This window comes from Lachnospiraceae bacterium oral taxon 500, from assembly GCA_002999035.1.
GTDB lineage: Bacteria > Bacillota > Clostridia > Lachnospirales > Vallitaleaceae > W11650.
The window spans coordinates 375,001-396,919 of the sequence record CP027241.1 but is presented as its reverse complement, the minus strand read 5'-3'; the positions used below and the strand labels follow the sequence as shown (position 1 = coordinate 396,919).

The window sequence follows — 21,919 nt, the reverse complement described above, 5'->3', positions numbered from 1 at the left end:
AGAGGGAGGCAACCGGCATGCCGTACAGCGAGCTGATCAAGAACTTCAACCGTATTCGCGACTATATGCGGGAGTTCTATGTTTATGGCTTTAAAAGCCGTGACGAATATACCCGCAAAAGTGCTCGTTCCTACGATAACGAGCGGCGCCGGATAGAAAGCTGAATGAGTACATAGCCGAAGGTATCATCGTTTCAGAAAAACGTGGGAAAACCATGTATTACCGGCGGGCAGAAACAGGAAATATCGGCCGTCCGGATATTCTGGATTTTTTCTCGGAGGTGTCGCCCTGCGGCGTGATCGGCTCGTATCTGCTGGATAGAGAAGGCGCTCATGACGAGCATTTTGCCTTTAAGCATCATTATATAACCGGCGCAATGGACAGCGAAATAGTATGCTTGTTATTTGCTACCATGTCCGAAAAAAGGCAGATTGCGCTGGAAATAATTAATCGCCATCAAGACAGGCTTACGGAAAATCATGTTGTACCGCTTCGTATTATGATTAGTGTTCAAAGCGGGAGACAGTATCTGATGGCATATACGCCGCGTTTTAAGCGGATTACATCTTTTCGGATCGATAACATTGCTGCGGTTAAGCCGGGTGATATTTGCGCTCGGTTTGATCAGCTTCGCAGGAAACTGGACGGCATGCTTGCCTATATGTGGGGTGTCAGCACTCAAAGTCCGGCGGGCAGCCGGCTGGAGCATGTCGAGTTTACAGTCAGATATGACGCACAGGAAGATCATATTCATAAACGCTTAGAGCGGGAAAAACGCTGGCTGAAAGCCATATTTGCTGATCCGCGCATCAAGCTGTTTACGGATGAAGAGATTCCTTGGCCGGAAGTAGAGCCGCTTTTTCAGCAGGAGGATATTCTTATTTTTGACCAGTATTCGGACGGTGATCCGTATACCGATGCGGACTATATCAGAAACTTTCGGCTGGTACTTGCTGCGGTGCGGAATCGGGTTCCGTTGCGGATTGAGACGATAAATCACAGGGGCAGGCTGATTCAGTTGGTGCTGATGCCGGAATATATAGAATACTCGGAAAAGGATGATAAATTCCGGTTAATCGGGTCAGGGAGCAGATATGGCGGAATCATCAACCTGGGGCGGATAGTAAATGCCAAGCCGTATGATAAACCTTATGACAAAAGTTCGGCCTGGAAGCGGCGACCCAAAAGCAGAACGGTAGAACTGGAGTTGGTTGATGATCGAAATGCTTTGGAACGAGTGCTGTTGCATTTTGCGCATTTTGAAAAGCAGGCGGAGAGGCTAAATGACAGTCGATACAAGGTAAGAGTTACCTATGATGTGGAGGATGAAACCGAAATGGTCATCAGAATATTGTCATTTGGCCCGATGGTGAAGGTGACGGCGCCTGCCCATTTTGTGGATCTAATCAAAGCAAGACTAATCAAGCAAAAAAGTTGCGAGCATTATTCATAACTATTTTTTTCTTGCTACTACTGCAATAATAATACATGCAACTATACCGATTAAAAAAGGAATTGCCCATAAAAGAGCAGTAGCGGCAGGTGCGCTATATCCTGCATTTTTAATACCCCAAAGCATTTTAGCATATTTAAAAGCAACAACTGCACACATCACATCAGATAACAAAATTGCAAGAGCAAAAAACAAACAGCTAATCTTTTTCATAAATAACCCTCCTCGCCAGAGTTTCATTGGCATCATTACTCAGGCTTCCGAGAGATCATCAATTAGATACTATCCCTAGGATATCTAATTCAAATCATACAGGAAATATATGAATTTTTCAAGCACGAAACCGAAGATGTTTGATATAGAAATAAGGGGTTCGCAACTTTTTTTCCGTGATAAGCGGCAGCTGAATTGATAAAATAGCATTGTCAGCAAAACAAAAAATGCATACAGCAATTCATTTACCGCAAAACTGATGACCCGCTTTAGGCGGGCACCGGGCATGACCCGGGTTTGAATGAAAAAGCATCTTGGAAAGGCGCAAACAGCAACCTATATTGGCCGAGAACTGCTAACTCTCATCGCTAACGGACGAAGTCCGGAAAACGAAATGTGCCTTGTCCGAGCTAAAGGCACCAACAGCAATTCGGGATAAATGGTTATCTGGTGATGAAAAATCACCTTTGTGGGCTTAAGTCCACCGCAAACGGTGCCTTGTAACGGGATGACTTAACTTTTTAAGCGGAATGTCAATCAAAAAAGCACGATCTTTTCGCCAATAGGAATGAAATATTTTGCGAACCGCTAAGAAAAAAGGATGATTTTATCAAACCGGGAAAAGCTACGCTAAGGATGAATAAAAGGAGGAAATTTCATGCTGGAATATATGAAACAAGAAGCGAATAGGACCTTAACGGAAAACGGAGCGGCCGCCTTTGCCTCGACAGGCTCCGAGTGTCTTGACCTTTTTGCCGCTATCGGCGCACTTCGCCGGGAGGGAGAGACGGAGATTATTAGCCGTTTTGTTCACGCATATACAGAAAATGCGGATATCGCCATGAAACTGCTCTTTTTTGCCAGGGATATCAGAGGCGGATTGGGAGAAAGACGGGTATTTCGGGTAATCTTTAACTGGCTGGCGGCAAATGAGCCGGGATCCGTTCGCAAAAACATAGAGTATGTTGCCGAGTACGGACGCTATGATGACTTGCGTAAGGACCAAAACTTGGGGCAAGAAAATGGCAAGGGCGCTTGGCCTTTCGGCAGCGGATTATAGGAAGGCTTTGACAGCGCTGCGCCGAAAAGTTCGTATCATTGAAAACAACCTGCGGGAAAAGGACTATTCCTTTGACTATGAAAAGCAGCCGTCAAAGGCTCTGTTTAAATACAGAAAAGCTTTTATCCGTAACGACAAGGAGCGCTATAACGCTTTTATCAATGCCGTTGCCGCCGGAGCAGCAACTTTGCATGCCGATCATGTTGCGCCCTATGAACTGGTTGCGCCTTATCTTACTGCCAATTGGTACGGAGAGAACTTTATGAAAAATATTACGCTGGCGGAAAAGGAAGTAGAGTTTTCCGAGCTCCCGCAGATCATTTTCTGGAATGTGGCCAGCCGGAATCGGCAGCAGCCGGTTACGCAAAATGAGCAAGGAGTGGCGCTGGTGTCAGGAGTAACGCCCCGCATTTTTTCAATGGTGGCAGGCGGAGTCCTTTCACCGTACAACTTTATGATGGAAGTGCTGGGCAGCGAACGCTATGCTAAAATAGCGGCATAGCATAAAGCGGCGGACCGGACAAGAGTCCGCCGTTTTTTGGAAGAGAGGGATACTATGTTTAAAATACAGGGAAAAATAAATACTGCCGTCTGCTACGCCAAGGTGGTTGACGACAGTGCTGTCGAGCAGATTAAAAAACTGTGCGACTGTGCGCTGACCGAGGGCAGCCAGATTCGCATTATGCCCGATGTTCATGCCGGCAAAGGCTGCACGGTGGGAACGACCATGACCATCAAGGAAAAGGTCTGCCCGAATATTGTCGGAGTTGATATCGGCTGCGGCATGTATACCGTCAGGCTGACGGCAAAAACCATTGATTTTGAAAAAGTTGACGCGGCGGCGCACTTTATTCCGTCGGGCATGAATACTTGGGAAGGGCGGATAGAGCACTTTGACCTGACCGGCCTGATATGTTACCGCCAGCTGCGGGATGCCAAAAGACTGGAGCGTTCTCTCGGCACTCTGGGTGGGGGCAATCATTTTATTGAGATTGATCAGGCCTCGGATGGCGCATTTTATCTGGTGATCCACTCCGGCAGCCGAAATCTGGGAAAACAGGTTGCCGAACTTTATCAGCAGCTGGCCATTGATTTACAGGCCGGCAAAGAGGATTATTTGAGCAGACTCGAGGAAATTATCAGCACATATAAAGCGGAAGGCAGATGCAGTGAAATTCAAAGTACACTGACAGTGCTGGAAAAAGAATATAAAGTCAAGACGCCGGATGTGCCGGAGGAGTTGTGCTGGCTTTATGGCTCTTTCCTTGAGGATTATTTGCATGATGTGGAAATTTGTCAGCGGTTTGCCCGCAGAAACAGAGAAAAAATGGTGGAGATTATTCTGGAAAGAACCGGTATGACGGCGATGGAAGCATTTCATACGATTCATAACTACATTGATACCAAGGAGATGATTTTGCGCAAAGGCGCAATTGCCGCCCATCAGGGGGAGAAGGTGCTGATTCCGATTAATATGCGCGACGGTTCTGTGCTCGCTGTAGGCAAGGGCAATCCGGAGTGGAACTATTCCGCGCCGCATGGTGCCGGCCGAATTATGTCCAGAAGCAAAGCCAAAGAAAAGATTGATCTGGCAGCATATCAAGCGGCGATGGCAGGTATATACAGCACATCCGTCAATGAACAGACTATTGACGAAGCGCCGATGGCGTATAAATCAATTGATGACATCATTGATGTGATTGGCGACTCGGTTGATATTATTGATATCATGAAGCCGGTGTATAATTTTAAAGCCGCCGACGATGAGCTTCCGTGGCAGAAAAAGCAGGGAAATAACAATGAGGGATTGTTTTTAGATGTGACAGAATAAGGAACTTAAAGGAAAAGGCGGGTATCGGGATTGGTAAGGGCTGTGGCGTGGTTTATGTACCGAAAAAAATATTTCCTATTGCAATTTCGTCAGGGAATCCTTATAATAAAAATGTACAGTCACAGGGAAAAAAGAGGGAAAAGAGGAAAAGACCGAAAAGCTTTCCATGTGTTGAACCCTTTTCCCGGCCGGATTGGTACAGAATAATAACAGACAAAGAAGAGGAGAGTGACGACTATGCTTAGAAGTGAAAGAATTGTGTTTCCCGGGATTCCGCAGAGTATCGAAGAATTTAAAATGCTGCCGCAGGCGCAGATGGCAACGCCCTTTGATACCGCAGCTCTGACAGTGCTAGCGCTGTGCGTTTATCCGCAAAACAAGGCATTATCTTTGGAGATGTTGGATTTTTTAAGAGGCCCCAGACCTTTAAACGGCGTGGAGAAACAGTTTATTGCTGACCGGTTTATGGACAAGGATTATGTGCCGCGCTCCTATTTTGTGGGAGCAGTTCCGGCCAATGACTATACACCGGCTCAGCCCTATACCGTGGTAGTTAGTGAAGAACCGTACTCTTATACGGGGGAGGGCTATGCTAAACTGAACCTTTTTTCCGGCGGAGCAGATTCGCCCCGGCAGGTTAAGATGCGCAATGCGAAAGATGGAAAATGGTATATGTGGGAACAGTTTTTGCTGGGAGGAATTCGTCAGCCGGAAAGCAGTAACCCTTGGGCATAGGTCGGAAGTGCCGCTGAAAAATAAATAGGATAAAAAAGAACCTTAACAGCCGATGGGCGGAGTTAGGGTTCTTTTTTGTTTTTTCTATATCGAGAAAAATAAAGAAAAAAGATACCGTTCAAACCAAGTAAATTGAAAAGACTCTTTTTTAACTGTTCAAATTTATGTAAAAATGATAAGATAAAAACATAAAAAAAGTATTTTAATATTAATTGAGAAAATTTAAGAATAAAAAATATAAGCGGCGAAAATAATGAGAAAAGGAGAAGGCTATGAACAAGAGAGCGTTAGACATCATCGCTTATATGGAAAACGACCTGGGGAAAAGTTCTTTAAAAGACCTGTCCGTCAAATTCAAGGTATCAGTCAAGACGATTTATCAGGATGTCGCCATTATTTCCGAATTTTTAAGAGCAAGGAAATTGGGGGAAATTCAGTTAGAGGATGGAGCTTTGATACTAACTGGAGAAAGACAAATGCTGCCGGCGGCACTGGAAAGTTTGTCTTTTCAGGAATATATTTTATCTAAGGAGGAACGGCTGACTATTGAGGCGCTGCTGCTGCTGTTTGCCGGGGAATATGTAACACTGGCAGTAATTGCTGATTTTTGCGCTGTTTCCCGAACTACTGTCATTACGGATTTAACAGATTTAAATGATGCTTTAGGCCGGGAAAATTTAACAGTGCAGGGGTATTCCAGTCATGGCGTTAAATTGAGTGGTTCAGAACTGGCGATTCGACGCTATTTTTTGGCTTGTGCCGCCGGGAAAAAGTATTTGCTGGAAATGTTTTTTCATCAGCCCCGAGATGGACAAAAAGCTGAAATTCTAATTTTAAAGGATTCGGAAAAAATTATGCTGCAAAACTTAACAGCGGAAGCGGAACAGGTCAGCGGCAATTTTTTAACAGAGGGTTCTTATCGGGCCCTGATGAAATATCTTTATTTCTTGGTGCAAAGATTGCGGAAAAATCATTATCTGCGGGAGATGGAAAGCGGCACAAAAGAACGGTTACCCAAGGAACTGGAAGTGTTTCCGGAAGTTTTATATCGGTATATTTGTCAATATTTTGATTTTTCCAAATCAGAGGCCGAGTTTCAGTTCCTGTGCGGTGTGATTATGAATCTGCGCTACCTTCAGAAAAATACTCGGCGCAATCAAAACAGTGTTCGGATTCAGACTATCACCCGCAAGTTTATCGAGGAACTGTCCGGTGAGCTGCATATTAAGCTCTATCGGGATTATGATTTATTTATTGGCTTATCCCGGCATTTGGAACGGATTTTTGAGGAAAAAATTACTTTTATTTCTGAATATCAGGAGGTTAAGGCAATTATTAATCAAAATCCGGAAATTGTGGGGGCGGTGGAAAAAACAATTGGTTTGATTGAGCGCATGGCGCGGCGCAAAATTACGGAAGCGGAACTGGATTTTATTGTTATCTATGTGTACGCGGCCATTGGGCGGCTCAGGGCACAGAACTCCGATTTACGGGTATTGTTGATTTGTAACAGCGGCATTGGCACCAGTCAACTGCTCAAGTCCCGTCTGACCGAAAGGTTTGCTTTTCAGGTAACGGAGGTTAAATCGTCACATAGCTTAGCGGCCAAGGAACTGGCAACAGTGGATTTGGTTATCAGCACGGTTGATTTGCCGTTTTCGCCGGAAAAATATATTAAGGTTTCGCCGCTGCTCACGGAAGAGGACCATATTGCACTGATTCGGCGGCTTGACCGGCTGCCGGCCAAGCGGGAAGCAGAAAAAGATAAAGCTGCGGAACTGATTTCCCAAATCCGGCCGCTGGTGTCGCAATATGACGGCTTACTGGAAAAGCTGGAAAAGGACGTTAAAGTCTATTTTCAGAAAAAAGAGCAAAAAAATGAAGGAGGCAGCAGCTTAACTGACTTTTTGACACTGGATTTTTTAAGAACGGGAGCAGAGGCCGGAGACTGGAAGGAAGCGATTTCATTAGCTGCCGAGCCGCTTTTGCAAAATGGCTGCATTGAAAAAAGATATGTACAGGCGATGATTAAAAATGTGGAGGAAAACGGAGCCTATATTGTGATTGCTCAAGGCTTTGCGTTGGCTCATGCCGGTATTGACGAGGGTAGCTTAAAGGTGGCCTTAAGCCTGACCAAGCTGAAGGAGCCGGTTGCATTTGGAGCGGGGCTGCTGGATCCGGTTCGCTATGTGGGGGTGCTTTCGGCGGTGGACGAAAAGCAGCATTTAAAGCCGTTTTTTGAACTGCTAAACCTGCTTCGGTTACAGCCTTTTTTAGAAGAATTGGAGTTGTGTGAAACGCCGGAGCAAATGGCGGAAATGATAAAAAAATATGAACGCAGAATGTAGCGGAGGGAAGACGGGGCTTATGTCTGTCGGGACAAATGATCGGTTTAAGCTATAAGCAATTTGGAAAGGGGAGCATAAAACACAGTGGATAAAATTGATAGTGTGATGTTTGACCTGGATGGAACACTTTGGGATACGAGGCAGATTTTAGCGGATGCATGGACAAAAATTATTAATCGGCATGGAATTGATGTGCGGCTTACAGTTGAAAACTTAAGTCCTTTGTTCGGTAACGAACTTTCTTATGTAATACGGCATTCCGTACCCAACAGCGTGCCGCAGGCAAAAATAGATGAGGTTATTCCAGAACTTACATTGGCTCAAGTTTGGTCTGTTCGGGAAACAGTGCCGTATTTTTATCCGGGGATACAAGAAACATTTGAAACCTTGTCAAAGAAAGTTCCAATTATAGTCATTAGTAATTCGGTAGTTGGATATATCGATGCATTTCTTGACAGCAGTGGGACGGCAGCGTATGTTTTGGATCATGTCTGTAATGGCGATACCAATCTTAATAAAGCCGAAAATATTAAACTGATGAAAAAAAAACACTCCTTGCATAATCCGCTTTATGTCGGAGACACGCAAATGGATTGTGATGCGTCGCGGGCGGCGGGAGTGAGATTTGCTTTTGCCTCTTATGGTTTTGGTAATACAAATGATTTTGATTATTGCATTAGTAAATTGACAGATTTAATTTCGGTTGTTGAGATTTAGAAAGTTTAGCACACATAAGGAGGATGGAAATGGACAGTGCATTATATTCTTTATCCGAAACGATACATACACAGGAATATGTCATTGCTACCTATTTTATCAGACTGTCTCAGAAAATAGATATTATTAAAAAGGCAGAATCCTTAGCTGTTGGTCAAACGATTGGAACTTGGGTTCCGATTCCTGGAATTACAAATGAAATCCGTGAAAAATACATGGGGAAAGTTGTAAATATTTTTGATGTTCCTCCAGTTGAATTGTCAACGCAGCTTGAGGAAGAGGAATTGAGTTATATTATTCAGATTGCGTATCCGGCAGCAAACTTTGGAAATGATTTTCCACTGATGATAACATCTTTGCTGGGAAATGACGCATCAACATCAGCTCAGGTGAAATTGATGGATATTGAATTTCCTAAGCATTTTCTCGAGAAATTCAATGGGCCTAAGTTTGGGATTAGTGGAATTCGTGAAAAATTTGATATTTATGATCGGCCGCTGCTCTTAAATATGATTAAACCTTGTACTGGTACGACACCCAAAATTGGCGCTGATATTTTTTATGATGTCGCTAAGGGTGGCGTAGATTTAATTAAGGATGATGAGCTTTTTGGCAATCCAGAATACAGTCCTACGGAAACGAGAGTAAAAGCATATAAAAATTCGGCTAAGCGTGTGTATGAAGAAACGGGTAATAAAGTTTATTATTTTGCAAATGTAACGAGAGGCGTTGACGAGCTGTTAGATGGAATTCATAAAATTGAAGATGCCGGTGCAGATGGGTTAATGGTTAATTTTGCGGTGCTTGGGTACAGCGTTTTGAAGTATGTTTCGGAAAATACAAAACTGCCGATTTTAGGACATTCTGCTGGCGCAGGCATGTATACGGAAGGAATTATGAGTGGCATGGCAACTCCATTAGCTGTGGGAAAGTTGGCTCGTTTGGCGGGGGCTGATATTGTAATGTTAAATACACCATATGGAGGCTATCCGTTGCGGAAACAGAAGTATATGCAAACACTGCAGCAGCTGGTCTTACCTTTAACAGGAATCAAACCCGTTATGCCGTCCATTGGGGGCGGAGTTCATCCGGGAATAGTTGAAAAATATATTAAAGAAGCTGGAAAAGATATTGTTTTGGCTGCAGGCGGTTCTATTCAGGGGCACTCTATGGGGCCGACGGCTGGCGCAAGAGCAATGAGAGATGCCATCGATATTGTATGCAGGGAAGAAAACTTTTTGGATGCCGCACAAGGACATATTGAACTCGAAAACGCAATCGCGCGATGGGGTTACTTAAATGATTAATGAAAATGGGAGGGAAAATATGAAAATTGCAATCGGATGCGACCCAAATGCAGAAGCGGAGAAGCAAGCTGTTATTGAGTTCATTCAAAAAAAAGGATATGGTGAAGTAACGGACTTTGGCAGCAAAGATCCGATTTACGCAAATGTTGCAATTGAACTGGCGGAAGCAGTCGCCAGAAAAGAATATGATCGAGGAATCTTGCTTTGCGGAACAGGGATCGGGATGTCAATTGCGGCCAATAAGGTAAAGGGAGCTTATGCAGCATTGGCAGCAGATGTTTATTCAGCTGAACGGGCAAGATTATCAAACGATGCGAATATTATAACTATGGGAGCATTTACAACCGGCAGCAAAAATAGGGAAGAAATAATAACGGCTTTTTTGACGAATGAGTTTGTACCAGGATGCAGCAGTCAGCCTAAAGTGGATGCATATCATAAATATGATGCCTTAAAAGGAAGTTGCTATTAGTATGAAAAAGGTATATTTTGGCAGCAATTTAAAAATGTATAAAAACATAGCAGATACAGTTACTTATTTGCAAGATCTACAGCAGAATACCTATGACCTTAGTCGCGATGACGTTCAACTTTTTATTATACCTTCATACACGGCGCTGGAATCGGCCAATAAGTCAATTGATCACCAAAAAATCCTGCTTGGTGCGCAAAATATGTGTTGGGAAGATCAAGGACAGTTTACCGGTGAAATTTCGCCGTTAATGTTAAAAGAAACAGGTATTGATTTAGTGATGATTGGTCATTCGGAAAGACGGCATATTTTTAATGAAACGAATTATGAAGAGAATAAAAAAGTTCTTTCTTCGCTGAAAAATGGCTTTATAACATTGCTCTGCATCGGTGAAACGGAAACACAAAAAGACTATATGATCAGCAAAGAGGTACTTAGGGAACAACTTCGAATCGGATTTTATGGTGTCAACACAGAATCTGTAAATAAAATATGGATAGCGTATGAGCCTGTATGGTCAATTGGTGTGAATGGAAAACCAGCAAAAGCAGATTATGTAGAAGAAATGCATAAAATTATAAAGGAGTGCCTGATTGAAATTTTTGGCTCTAAAGGGCGTGATATTCCGGTGCTATATGGCGGCAGTGTTAATCAACAAAATTGTGAATCATTAATTGTTCAGCCATCCATTGACGGATTGTTTGTCGGACGGGCAGCATGGAATGCAGATGATTTTAATGCATTGATTAGACAGTCGCTAATGGCATTACAAAGGGAGAAAGATAGAAATTAGGGATTATATGGAGTAAATGCTGCAGATAACCGTTTAGGTAATAGTTAATTACAGACTTGAAGGAAGGTAAGTAATTATGCTTTTAAGAAAGGATCTAATTAGGATTGGGCTGAAAGGAAGTACATCAGAAGAAGTAGAACGAAACTTTGCAGCTGTTTTTGTAGAGGCGGGAGTGGGCAAGTCAAACTACCCAGATGCGATTGTTGCCAGGGAAAAAGACTACCCAACTGCGTTGCCGGCAGCAGCGTTTGATATTGCAATTCCTCATACATATGCAGAGTATGTGAATGAAGAAGCAATGGGAATAGCCATTCTGGAGCATCCGGTTGAATTTAAACAGATGGGTTCGCCTGAGATTACATTATACCCTCAACTCCTGTTTATGTTGGCAATCATTGATCCTAAAAATCAATTAAAGACTCTTCAGAATATTGTTAAGATTGTGCAAAGTGATGATCTGCTGTTTCGAGTAAAAAATGCCAAAACGGCAGATGAAGTGTACGATATATTAGAGCCTGCCCTCAAAATTGAGGGGGATGGTGAATGAGAACGGTCTTGGTTAATGGACATTAATTGTTCAGGATAATTTAATAGAGTGAAAGGAGAACAAAATTATGGCAAAAGTAAATGTTTTAACAGTATGTGGATCCGGAATCGTTACATCTTCAATGATTGCTCATCAGATTGAAGAAATGCTGGAAGAAGAGGGGTATGATGTTAGTGCGGAGGAATCAAATCCGAGTGAAATGTCAACCTTTTTAATGCGCAAAAATTATAACTTTATTGCGTATGCTTCGCCGATTGATGAAAAAGAAACAAACGGCGTTCCGGCAATTCCGGCAATTGGTTTAATTACCGGACGCGGATCGGATGAATTTAAAGAGCAGATGTTGGAGGTTCTTAAAAGTCAGGGTCTATAATTCTGTGGCGTTTTGTCTAAGGGAAAGTTAATAATTGAATGGCTGAGAAAAGGGAAAGGAGTTATTAAAAATGGATGGTTTTTTTAGTGCATTAAAAGCGTTTTTTGACACATTTCCGGCGGCAGTATTTGTTCCGGTCATTATGTATATTATTAATCGTGCGTTTGGCGTTGTGCGCAAGAAGGCATTTATATCTGCATTATCCGCCGGTGTTGGTCTGGAAGGCTTTTCACTGGTCATTAATGCATATTCATCTGTAATCACTCCGGTTATTAGCCGAATGATTACGGCAACCGGGGTTAATCTTCCGGTTTATGATTTGGGATGGCCTAATACTTCTGTAGTTGCATACTCGTCAACTGCCGGAATGATTTTTATTGCAATTGCTATTTTCCTTCAGATTGTCTTATTCTTGTCGCATTTTACAAGTATTTTCCAAGCGGGAGATCTTTGGAATAACTATTCTTATATGTGCTGGGGTTCTATGATTTATGTCCTGACTGGCAATATGGTATTTGCAGTTGCAGTTATGATTATTCAGCAGCTTTATACGCTTCTTATTACAGAAGTGATAGCAAAGCGCTGGTCGACATACTATAAGTATCCGGGGTGTTCAATCGCGTCATTGCACACGGCTACAATAGCGGTTTTTGCAATTCCACTGAACTGGCTTATGAATAAGATTGGCCTTTATAAGGTGAAGGCGGATCCGGCCGCACTTAAAGCAAAGTTAGGATTTGTCGGTGAACCAATGACTTTAGGCCTCTTGCTGGGGCTTATTATTGGATTTATTGGAAATATCACGCGGATAGGTGATTTGGCAGCTTGGGGTGAAATTTTTACCTGTGGTATTGCGACATCAGCAGTTATGTCTGTTTTCCCGCGTATTTCCTCTATTTTCTCTGGTGCATTTTCAGCCATGACGGAAGCATCTAAAAAGAGGACGAAAGGATACAAAGGAGAATGGTACTTGGCGGTTAATGATGCGACTGGCTATGGGGAAACAGCCACTTTGATTTCTGGTTTGATTTGTATGCCTCTGTGTTTGTTCCTGTCTTTTGTGCTTCCGGGCAACCAGACATTGCCGGTTGTTGATTTAGTCGCTCTGCCCTACTGTATTCAGCCGATGGTAGCGATGGCAAATGGTAATGTTCTTAAATCGGTAATTGGCGGTACGATTATTTCTGTTATTTTCCTGTACTGCTGTACAGCATGCGGACCGACATTCCATCAGGTTGTGGTTGCGGCAGGTGGTGAGGTGAATGGAGAGATGATGGTTACGTCGTTGATTATTATTGGACAACCGATTGCTTATCTTCTCTTCCAACTGGCATATCAATTCGGCTGGATTGGGGTGCTAATTGAAGTGCTGATTTATGCTGTGCTATATATTGTGCTTAAGAAAAATATGGATAAGATTCACGAAGTGCTTGAAAAACAGGCGCATTATGGCGAAGAAACACCGGCTGCTGCGTAGATTTAGTGGGAAAGGCACGCTATTCATCAGACCGGCGTGCCCTTTCCCCCTTTTTAAAAGATTACAGATAAGGATAATTGGCAACTCAATTTTTCCCTGTGCGAAGTGCTTTGCGCTTCTGCGTGAGTGCGCGACTGGTTTAAAAAAGATCGTTCTAACAAATATGGGAAAGTTGAGGTACTGATAAAGTGTTTGTATTTATGCTTAATTGCCGAAAAAGCAACTTGTTACCCCGGATAGGATAAGGAGGGAGACATGCCAGCTAAAAAAACTGTGACATTTGATTTTAAAATTGAACCGAGCGATTATGCGGCAACAATAGTGGCAATGACATTTGGAATACAAAAATGGAAAAGATATGCTATTTATATAACATGGATATTTAGTGCTGTATGCCTTTTGTTGACAGTAACAAAAGTATTTCAGGTCAGCCCGACAATGTATACATGCTTTTTATTGGTGACGGTTATCGTAGGGACAGCATGGATATCAATGCAAATTGCCATATATAACTATAAAACAAAATATAAAACAGAAAATAATTTTAAGAGACAAATTTCCGTGGATGAAAGTGGTTTTACATTTAGAAATCGTTCCACCCAAGAAAGTGGTCATAATAGTTGGGAAGATATTGCGAGAGTAAAGGAATTAGAGGATTATTTTTTAGTTGGAGTAAATGCACGGGATGCGGTAGTTATTCCCAAACGAGCGATACGAACGGAGCGGGAGTACAGTATTCTCTTGGATTTGTTAGAGGGTAATTTAAACGGAAGATTCTATAAACTATAGCTGGAGGAAATATGTTTGATTATGAGTGTAAAGCGGCTGTTGTAGAAATTGCTCACAGGTTAGCGCGACGAGGTTTTGCCGGAACGTTTGAAGGTAATATTTCCTATAGAAATGGGGAGCGGATTTATATGACGCCTACCACACAGGACAAAGAGACATTGACGGAAGGAAAAATAATTTGTATTGATATTGATGGGAATCAAGAGGAAGGTGATTTGGCAAAGACATCAGAATATATTTTACACACAGAAATATACAGAATGCGCTCGGATGTAAATGCGGTTGTGCATTGTCATGCGCCTTTTTCGACGGCCTGGGCGCAAGCGGGGCAGGCATATGAAACAAAATGTGCGACCGAAGGAATTCTTCAATTTGGCAGAGTGCCATGCTGTCGATATGGAATGCCGGGAACAAGGGATATCTTGGGGGATATTTCTAAATATATAATGGATTATGATACTGTTTTTTTACAAAATCATGGAGTGGTAGCTTATGCTGCAGACCCATTGACAGCTTTTGCTAAAATATGTTCATTGGAAAATCTTTTGCAGACGGAGTTTATCCGTAAATTAATGTTTCCAGATATTAATGCTGATTTGCCTGCCAATGAGGTTTTACGTCTTAATGAACTGGGCAAAAAATGGCATGGGTATCACGAAAAATAAAATTGAAATCAAATCAATTGTGCATGCTTCCAGTTATGAAAAGTCATAGATTTATTCAAGCATAATAGCAAGGTTAATTTATTCTGATTGGAAAGCAGGCACATCTTTTAGTATGTCCAAAAAAGAAATCTTTTCATATCTTCTATTGCTCACGCTAAGTTTATGATATAATATTTAGTAGTATCTTATGTTAGTACTTCGACTTTTTTGACGAAATGGTTTGCATTTGAGCATTTTCAAATTGGCAATGAGAGAATGTCAAAATATGAGGAGAAACATCATGCGATTATTCAGGCGCTTTATTTACAGCGGCATTATTATCGGAGCGGCTAATTTATTTGTTTTACTGGCACTGTTGATGACGGCCGGAGTGTCGGCGATCGGGCTGGGAATCCTGACGGCGCTGTTGTTTTTGTTGTTGCTTTTTATTTTGATTGTTCCGCAGAAGAACAGCCAGCCGACGAAAGTGCTGCGTGTGCTAGCCAATGGCTGTGAGCTTTTGCGCCTGTTTTTAATCAGTGCGGCCGTAACACTGCCGCTGCAGCTTGTTTTTTTGATTGGAGCTTATCAGGAAGCAGGGCCGGAAATGGGCATCTGGTATTTGGCCTATGCTGCTCAAAGTATCTTCTTGGCATTGCTGTGTGAAGCGGTTGTTTTTTGGAGCGGAATGCTGCGTTTATACACGATGTCCGTTCAGCTGGGGATCAGGCACCGGGTTTTGGCGCTGCTGTTGGCGTGGGTGCCGGGCTTTAATTTATACTATCTGCTGAAAATGATTCGCATTGCCGAAGCGGAAATAGCGATTGAAGCCGAGAAGGCTGAAAGAAACAGCCGGCGGGCGGCCAGTGAGATTTGCCGGACCAAATATCCGCTGCTGCTGGTGCATGGTGTTTTTTTCAGAGATTTTCGATATTTGAATTATTGGGGGCGGGTGCCGGGAGAGCTGATTAAAAACGGCGCGACTATTTATTACGGCAACCAGCAGTCAGCCGCGTCCGTTGATTGCTGCGGCGCAGAACTGGCGGAACGAATCCGGCAGATCGTTCAGGAAACGGGCTGCGGCAAAGTGAATATCATTGCTCATTCTAAAGGCGGGCTGGACAGCCGGGCGGCAATCAGCCGTTTTGGGGCAGCGCCCTATGTCGCCAGTTTGACCACTATTAATACGCCGCATCGGGGCTGCATTTTCGCCGAATATCTGATCGGACGCTGTCCGAATGGCTTAAAACAAGCGATGGCTGCCTCCTATAATCGGGTGCTGAAGCAGTTGGGTGATCAAACGCCGGATTTTTTGGCGGCAGTCGGTGATTTGACGGCATCAGCCTGTGCCGAGCGGAATAAAATCACGCCGGATATGCCGGGCATACTCTATGAAAGCGTCGGCTCCTATTGCCGCAAGGCCACCGGCGGGCGTTTTCCGTTGAATGTCAGTTATCCTGTCGTCAGGCATTTTGACGGTAAAAATGACGGGCTGGTAGCGATCGACTCAGCGCCGTGGGGAGAACGGTTTACTCTTTTGGAGCCCGGGTCCCGGCGCGGGATTTCGCATGGTGATATGATTGATCTGAATCGGGAAAATATTCCGGGCTTTGATGTCCGGGAGTTTTATGTATCCCTGGCAGCCGGTTTAAAGGACAGAGGATATTAAAGCATGGCCGGCGCAGGCTGTTTTGCAGTTTGCCTTTCAGAGCAAGTTTTTTTTCAATGGATTACAGCAAGATAATCTGCTCTGTTTGCCTATATTAAGAGCAAGCTCTTATATAGGCAACAAAAGCATATTATCAAGATGGTTAGCTTATATTGCCTATACGAAAGCTTGCTTTCAGTATAGGCAAATACAGCTAACCATTAAGGTAATTTTGCATATTAGCGAACTTGTATGTGACGTTATTCCAGCGGCTCTAGGTTTAAGTCAAACAGCAGCTCGGTTAGTTGAAACGAACTGAGCTGCTGTTCAATGGCAAAAATGATGGCGGCGTCGCGCTGAACCTTGGGAGAAAGCGGGTTATATTCACTGTAAACCAGTAAGTTTTGTGTTTCTTCTAAGGTTGCCTTAACAGCCAGTGCCATTAAAATTACCCGATTGCGGGAAGGCGGCCGCCGTTCGCCGCTTAAAATTGCGTAAACATAAGATTTGGATAAACCGGTCTGCAAAACCAATTCGGTTTTGGGAATGTTGTTTCGGTCGATCAGCTGTTTTAGATATTCAGTAAAAATCTGTTCGGAAAAAATTTCATAATTGTTTTGCAGATAGCTATAAATACTCTTGCTTTCCTTTAATTCCTGCAGCAAAAAAGTGGTACGGATTTCTTCGCGGTTTTTCATGACATATGGGCAAAAGGCCCCCTCCTTAGTTAATTTTACGATGATACGGCTTTGGCAGCAGACACCCCAATTTGCGGTCAAAGCCTTAGTTATATCATTTTATTGGGCTTTCCCATGTTCGAAACATTGCCCGTTTCTGTGCGGCCATTATAAAATTTTCCCCGCAGGTAAACAAAGCTTTAAAGGGCAGCTTCGTCTTTTTTTAAGATGGCAAAAAAGATCAGTCCGGCAGCGCCCAAAATTAAAGAAATAACAGCGTAATGCCCCATGATTTGCAAAATGACATCATAAAAAAGTTTTTTCGGCAGCATTTGGCTGAGGCGGTCATAAGAGTTTAACAGCCATAAATCGACATCAAAAAGAAAACGGTGAAAATAAGTAAAATACTTATCAAAGTTTGTCAGCATCATAAACGTCAGTCCACCGGTCAAAATCAGAGTAAATGCGGCATTGAAGGCCAGAATTTTGAAAATATTCATCCAGTACCGGCGCTGCAGCCAAACCGTTTTGGCATTCCGACGCTTGCGGCAGGAAAAATAAACATAAAGCGAAAATGGAATCAAGACTGTCAGCAGAAGCAGTAAACAAAACTGCTTTATTTTATCAAGTAAAACGAAGATTACTTTTACGTCAAGCAGATATGCCAGCTCCCGATTATTAAAAACAGGCGTTTCTTTTCCGCTGACAGGCAAAGTCAGCTGAACCGAACTTTCCCGGCCGGACAAATATCCGGTCATTTGCCGGATGATTTGAGTTAGGGCCGGCTCGCTGAAACCAGTGGCGGCGGCGATATTATTTTTTTGAAACTGTTGTTCCAGATAAGTTTCATTACAGGAATAATGTCGGATGGCGGATAAAAGCAAAACAACGGAAAGAACAATGCCAAGCGCCAAGCTGAGCAGGTTTGAGAGAAGAGAAAGATAATTTATATTTTGCTTGCTTTTCATTGGTTCAAGTCCCCTTACATCTTTTTTTCAGTGTATCAATTTATTGAAAAAATGTCAAGAAACACAGGGATTATTTATGAGGCTTTTTCGATTTTTATTAATTCCACAAATTGTGGACGACTTTTTGAGAAAAAAATGTTAAAATAGAATTAGTAAATGCTAGGCAGTCAGTAATAATCAACGGTAACAGCCGGAAAATCAGACTGCAAGCAGCAGCCGGTAAGTAACAAGCCGAAACAATCGGGCTAATCCGGAACAAACCACGCAATTTAATATTAGGAGGGAATCATAATGACGCAAAAAACAGAAATGAAAAGAACAGGTCTTGCCGGAAGTCAAAACAAAGTGCCGACTACCTTTCAACGCCGGATTACCGAAATGGCAAAAAAAGGAAAGTTTTTGAGTAAATCAGAAAAAAGCAGCCGGCGGGCGTTTTGGGCATTGCTGCTGAGCGTCAGTATTTTAGCCGGCTTTTGGAGCTTTAGCGCTGCGCCGGTAAAAGCGGTCAGCTTTACCGATATCAAGGGCAAGGAATGGTATGCCGCCGATGTTACCGCCTTAGCGGCTAACAGCAACGGAATCATCAAGGGCTATCCCGACGGCAGCTTTCGGGCGGATACCAAACTGACGGCTGACCAGTTTATTACTATGCTGGTGCGGACGGGCGGCCAAACAGCGGCAAATAATTCCGAATACTGGGCGATTAACTATTTAAACAAGGCGAAAGAAATGGGGATTTTGCAGGACGGCGATTTTGCTGACTTTCGGGCGGAAATTAGCCGTGAGGAAATGGCGCTGTTAATGATGCGCTTTTTAGCCGGCCGCGAGGACTTATCAAAGCTGGATATTAGTCAGGCGGAGGCGGCAATCTTGGATTTTGTTCTGGTCGGGGCTTATCAAAAGACAACTGCCGGCAAAGAAGCCTATCAAAAAGCGGTCAAGGAAGCCTATGTTCTGGGCCTCTTGACTGGCTATGAGGACACCAGTTTTAAGCCGCAGGGAATCCTGACCAGAGCGGAGGCCGCTACTGTCGTTATGCGTCTGCTTACCCCCAGCCGCCGGTCGGCTTTTCAGCCGGAAGTGATGAAGCAAAAGCAGGAGACAGAGCTGGCTGCTCACTATTACGGCGGCAGCAAGTGGGTGAATCCAGCGGATGAAAGTATTCCTAAATTGACCCGGGTGCTGGAAGACCGGAATATGACTAAAGGGGGATTGCACTATTCGCCAAGAGTTAATATTGTAATTGAGGACAATGATTGGCCAAATCTTAGTGTTGATGAAATAAGGGGAATTATTAAATACACGGACGAGGGGATGAAATCACCGGGACAGTTGGAAGATTTTGAAAAATTGCTGCTGCGCCGTCTGCCAAAAGCAGAAGCAGAAAAGGTAATGCAATATTTAAGAAAAAAAACCAATGCGATTGAGCATTTGGGTTATCGCAACGTTGATTTTATTTTAGATAATAATCGCTATCTCATTCGTTTTATGGAAATTCGTACCATAATAAACAGCAATGCGGAAGACTTTGATGGTAATGCGTATGATGTTGTTTTTAATATTTGTTATATGGATGCCAAATGGCAAAAATTATATAAAGAAATTTATGATTATAATTTCCCTAAGATTCGATAGGAGGCGGATATGAAAAGATATCAAAAAATGGGAATTGCATTTGCATTGACTGTCAGTGTATTGTCAGCCTTTCTTTTGCCGGTAAAAGCAGACAATGTTTATTCCAAAGAGGAAATGGAAAAGACATTAACAATTTTTGCCGCGCAAAATGCAGAGTATGCTAAGAGGGGAATAGAAAATTTTAGTGAAGAAGTATGGGCGAAGCATGGGCTATTGGTAACAAAAGAAAATGTTCAAAAACCACGTTTTTCTTGTTTTGACATAACAGAAGGCTTTAAAAAGACCATCACCGATAATAAAAAGGTAAATGGGCAGTGGAAATATTTGGGCACTACCCCAGAAGGATACTTGGTAGAAAACCCGGATTATCCGGCAGATGCTTATAACGGTAAGCCATTTAGTCAATTTAACTGGATAAAAAATCAGAATGAGAAAACCAGTTTATGGCAAAAAATAGAACTGCTGACCAAAGATGAGCGAAAACGCCAGCACTACTACTATATCAACCTAATCAAAGACAGCTTTGAAGCCGAGTTCGGCAAAGGTTTTGACCGGGAAAATATTACCAAGGAAATGGAAGAGGCGATGCTGAAAGCGGCGATTTTGGTGTATCCGATGGCCGAGGGGAGGCGGACTTTGATTTCTTTCCGTAACTTAGGGGATGATGGCAAAATCTATGAAGTCACTGCCAGTATGCCCAAGGATTGGCTGAGAACGTCGAAGACACCGATAGAAATTACCGCCGAAGAACTGGTTCAGCCGCTGATTCCCCAGGCGGCCGATTTTCAGGGGGGGATATTGCGACTGGCTTCGGAAAAGCCGGGGCAGGAAATCTTTGATGTGGCAAAGGGAATCCCCGCTACCGAAAAGCTGTATGCCAATGTTATTATCGATCAGTATAAAGGTTTGTATTTGCCGGAAAAGCGAGTGCATATTGAATGGGAAAAGAAGTATGAGCCAGATCCGAAAACCGGAAAAATGAAATTAGTCGGCGTAGAGAAAAAAGAATATCCTTATATGGATATTGCTTGGGCTTATGTCTATGAAATTGCTTCAGCCGAGATTAACAGCACCGTTTTGCCGGGCGGTCAGTTGACCCTGATGCCTCAAAATTACAGTCCTGTAACTGTTAGTATGACCAGCGGTGGCTATCAAAATGGTAAAACAACGAATGCCACGCTAACGATTAATGGCCACACCATTACTGCCGGTGAGTCGATACCGGCTTCACCCAAGATTAGCGCCGATGTTCTGTATCAGGACGGAATTGTCATTCCGACGGCGACACCCAATCAAAAGGATGCGCCGACTACCGGCAGAGCCGTTTACCGGCTGGCTTTCTCCTATGGCGGGGACTTTTCGGCAACTAAGGAAGAAAGCCTGACCGGAAACCCGGTCACGGCGCATACGCCGGTCGTTTGCTATCCCAGCCTATCGGATCGGACATTTGGACCGGGTGAAAAATATCCGAAAGCAAAAGACGGTCAAAAGCAATACATGAAAGAGGAAAGCTTTGCCGTTACCTATCCGCTAAGCGGCGAGCATTTAGCCATTCCTGGCTATGGCAGCCGTGATTACAGTGCTTACACTGCCAAACGGCAGGTGCGGTTCAGCTTTGATGTTTATGAGGGGACGGACTATACCGGTATTTATCGGCCGGCCGGCAAATGGTATGATTTTCCGGCCGGAGCAGAAAAAGATACGGCCAGCTACTTTATCCCCGCTTGGGCCAAAGAAGGCGAGAAGCACGATATTTCTTTCCGCAGCCTGCCGGTCAACTTAAGGGATGAAGCCAGTCAAGCCTTTGAATATTTGGCCAATAAAGATATTAAAAACGAAAAAGCGGTTCAGGACTTTACAGTGGCAGTCTTTGGCAAGGTAATGGACAGCCGGATTTTGCAGATTGCCGACGGACGAAACTATGCCAGCTTAGAAATGCCGGTTTATCCGCAGGCCGGCAAGCTCGCAAACCGGCAGGACGGCATTGCCCTGGGGATGCCGGTTGACTTAATGCTGACAACCAACAGCGATCTATTTTATGAAGCCGATTCGATTAAAGTAGTGCCGCATTATTTCTTTGTCGATAAGCAGGGTAAAAAAACCGAGGTTGATTTATACTATCATGCCAACCAGAAGCTGAAGCAGATTAGTGCGGTCAATACGGAGATTGAGCAAAAGGCAAGATTAAAAGACTTTTCTCTGTGGATCAGCAATAAACATTTTGATGATACG

At 43.4% G+C, this 21,919-nt stretch carries 19 protein-coding genes and 2 pseudogenes (1 of these 21 cut by a window edge); 18 read left to right on the top strand and 3 right to left on the bottom strand.

Annotation, left to right across the window (positions count from 1 at the left end; all coding sequences use genetic code 11):
* The first annotated feature begins 17 nt into the window (after window positions 1-17).
* A pseudogene (locus tag C3V36_01920) lies at window positions 18-1,453 on the top strand (hypothetical protein).
* Here C3V36_01920 and C3V36_01915 read toward each other — a convergent pair.
* A complete protein-coding gene (locus C3V36_01915; protein ID AVM68119.1) occupies window positions 1,454-1,666 on the bottom strand; it encodes a hypothetical protein in 213 nt (70 codons plus the stop codon).
* A 658-nt stretch (window positions 1,667-2,324) separates the two neighbouring features.
* Here C3V36_01915 and C3V36_01910 point away from each other — a divergent pair.
* The 15 genes and pseudogenes from C3V36_01910 (at window position 2,325) to C3V36_01840 (ending at window position 16,428) form a co-directional block, all read left to right on the top strand.
* A pseudogene (locus C3V36_01910) lies at window positions 2,325-3,228 on the top strand (hypothetical protein).
* Window positions 3,229-3,282: 54 nt separating this feature from the next.
* Window positions 3,283-4,557, top strand: a complete 1,275-nt coding sequence (locus C3V36_01905) for an RNA-splicing ligase RtcB (protein ID AVM68118.1) — start codon at window positions 3,283-3,285, stop codon at window positions 4,555-4,557.
* Window positions 4,558-4,604: 47 nt separating this feature from the next.
* Window positions 4,605-4,802: a hypothetical protein gene (locus C3V36_01900; GenBank protein ID AVM68117.1), complete on the top strand. Its 198-nt coding sequence runs from the start codon at window positions 4,605-4,607 to the stop codon at window positions 4,800-4,802.
* Window positions 4,795-5,292 (top strand): hypothetical protein, encoded by a 498-nt coding sequence (locus C3V36_01895; GenBank protein AVM68116.1) that lies wholly within the window; start codon window positions 4,795-4,797, stop codon window positions 5,290-5,292. The genes C3V36_01900 and C3V36_01895 overlap by 8 nt, the downstream gene beginning before the upstream one ends.
* A gap of 272 nt (window positions 5,293-5,564) precedes the next feature.
* Window positions 5,565-7,640, top strand: a complete 2,076-nt coding sequence (locus C3V36_01890; protein ID AVM68115.1) for a hypothetical protein — start codon at window positions 5,565-5,567, stop codon at window positions 7,638-7,640.
* Window positions 7,641-7,724: 84 nt separating this feature from the next.
* The gene (locus C3V36_01885) at window positions 7,725-8,357 is read left to right on the top strand and encodes a hypothetical protein (GenBank protein ID AVM68114.1); all 633 of its coding nucleotides are present in this window, start codon (window positions 7,725-7,727) and stop codon (window positions 8,355-8,357) included.
* A 29-nt stretch (window positions 8,358-8,386) separates the two neighbouring features.
* Window positions 8,387-9,664 carry a transcriptional regulator gene (locus C3V36_01880; GenBank protein AVM68113.1) on the top strand — a complete coding sequence of 426 codons (1,278 nt, stop codon included), beginning with the start codon at window positions 8,387-8,389 and terminating at the stop codon, window positions 9,662-9,664.
* Between the two features lie 19 nt (window positions 9,665-9,683).
* Window positions 9,684-10,136, top strand: a complete 453-nt coding sequence (locus C3V36_01875) for an RpiB/LacA/LacB family sugar-phosphate isomerase (GenBank protein ID AVM68112.1) — start codon at window positions 9,684-9,686, stop codon at window positions 10,134-10,136.
* 1 nt (window position 10,137) lies between these two features.
* The gene (locus C3V36_01870; GenBank protein AVM68111.1) at window positions 10,138-10,929 is read left to right on the top strand and encodes a triose-phosphate isomerase; all 792 of its coding nucleotides are present in this window, start codon (window positions 10,138-10,140) and stop codon (window positions 10,927-10,929) included.
* 76 nt (window positions 10,930-11,005) lie between these two features.
* Window positions 11,006-11,476: a transcriptional regulator gene (locus tag C3V36_01865; GenBank protein ID AVM68110.1), complete on the top strand. Its 471-nt coding sequence runs from the start codon at window positions 11,006-11,008 to the stop codon at window positions 11,474-11,476.
* Window positions 11,477-11,543: 67 nt separating this feature from the next.
* Window positions 11,544-11,849 (top strand): PTS fructose transporter subunit IIB, encoded by a 306-nt coding sequence (locus C3V36_01860; GenBank protein AVM68109.1) that lies wholly within the window; start codon window positions 11,544-11,546, stop codon window positions 11,847-11,849.
* Between the two features lie 70 nt (window positions 11,850-11,919).
* Window positions 11,920-13,326, top strand: a complete 1,407-nt coding sequence (locus C3V36_01855; protein ID AVM68108.1) for a PTS galactitol transporter subunit IIC — start codon at window positions 11,920-11,922, stop codon at window positions 13,324-13,326.
* A gap of 255 nt (window positions 13,327-13,581) precedes the next feature.
* Window positions 13,582-14,115 carry a hypothetical protein gene (locus C3V36_01850; GenBank protein ID AVM68107.1) on the top strand — a complete coding sequence of 178 codons (534 nt, stop codon included), beginning with the start codon at window positions 13,582-13,584 and terminating at the stop codon, window positions 14,113-14,115.
* A gap of 11 nt (window positions 14,116-14,126) precedes the next feature.
* Entirely contained in the window at window positions 14,127-14,780 is a 654-nt protein-coding gene (locus C3V36_01845; protein AVM68106.1) for a class II aldolase family protein, read from the top strand.
* Window positions 14,781-15,060: 280 nt separating this feature from the next.
* Window positions 15,061-16,428 carry a triacylglycerol lipase gene (locus C3V36_01840; protein ID AVM68105.1) on the top strand — a complete coding sequence of 456 codons (1,368 nt, stop codon included), beginning with the start codon at window positions 15,061-15,063 and terminating at the stop codon, window positions 16,426-16,428.
* A gap of 239 nt (window positions 16,429-16,667) precedes the next feature.
* Here the strand turns inward: C3V36_01840 and C3V36_01835 are convergent, their stop codons facing one another.
* Entirely contained in the window at window positions 16,668-17,105 is a 438-nt protein-coding gene (locus tag C3V36_01835) for a hypothetical protein (GenBank protein ID AVM68104.1), read from the bottom strand.
* A 179-nt stretch (window positions 17,106-17,284) separates the two neighbouring features.
* Window positions 17,285-18,052, bottom strand: a complete 768-nt coding sequence (locus tag C3V36_01830; protein ID AVM68103.1) for a hypothetical protein — start codon at window positions 18,050-18,052, stop codon at window positions 17,285-17,287.
* Between the two features lie 291 nt (window positions 18,053-18,343).
* On the opposite strand from C3V36_01830, the gene C3V36_01825 reads away from it, so the two are divergent.
* Window positions 18,344-19,687: a hypothetical protein gene (locus tag C3V36_01825; protein ID AVM68102.1), complete on the top strand. Its 1,344-nt coding sequence runs from the start codon at window positions 18,344-18,346 to the stop codon at window positions 19,685-19,687.
* Between the two features lie 9 nt (window positions 19,688-19,696).
* Window positions 19,697-21,919 carry the 5' portion of a hypothetical protein gene (locus C3V36_01820; GenBank protein AVM68101.1) on the top strand. 486 nt of this gene lie beyond the right edge of the window, so 2,223 of the gene's 2,709 nt are visible here — the first part of the coding sequence; it begins with the start codon at window positions 19,697-19,699; its stop codon lies beyond the right edge, outside the window.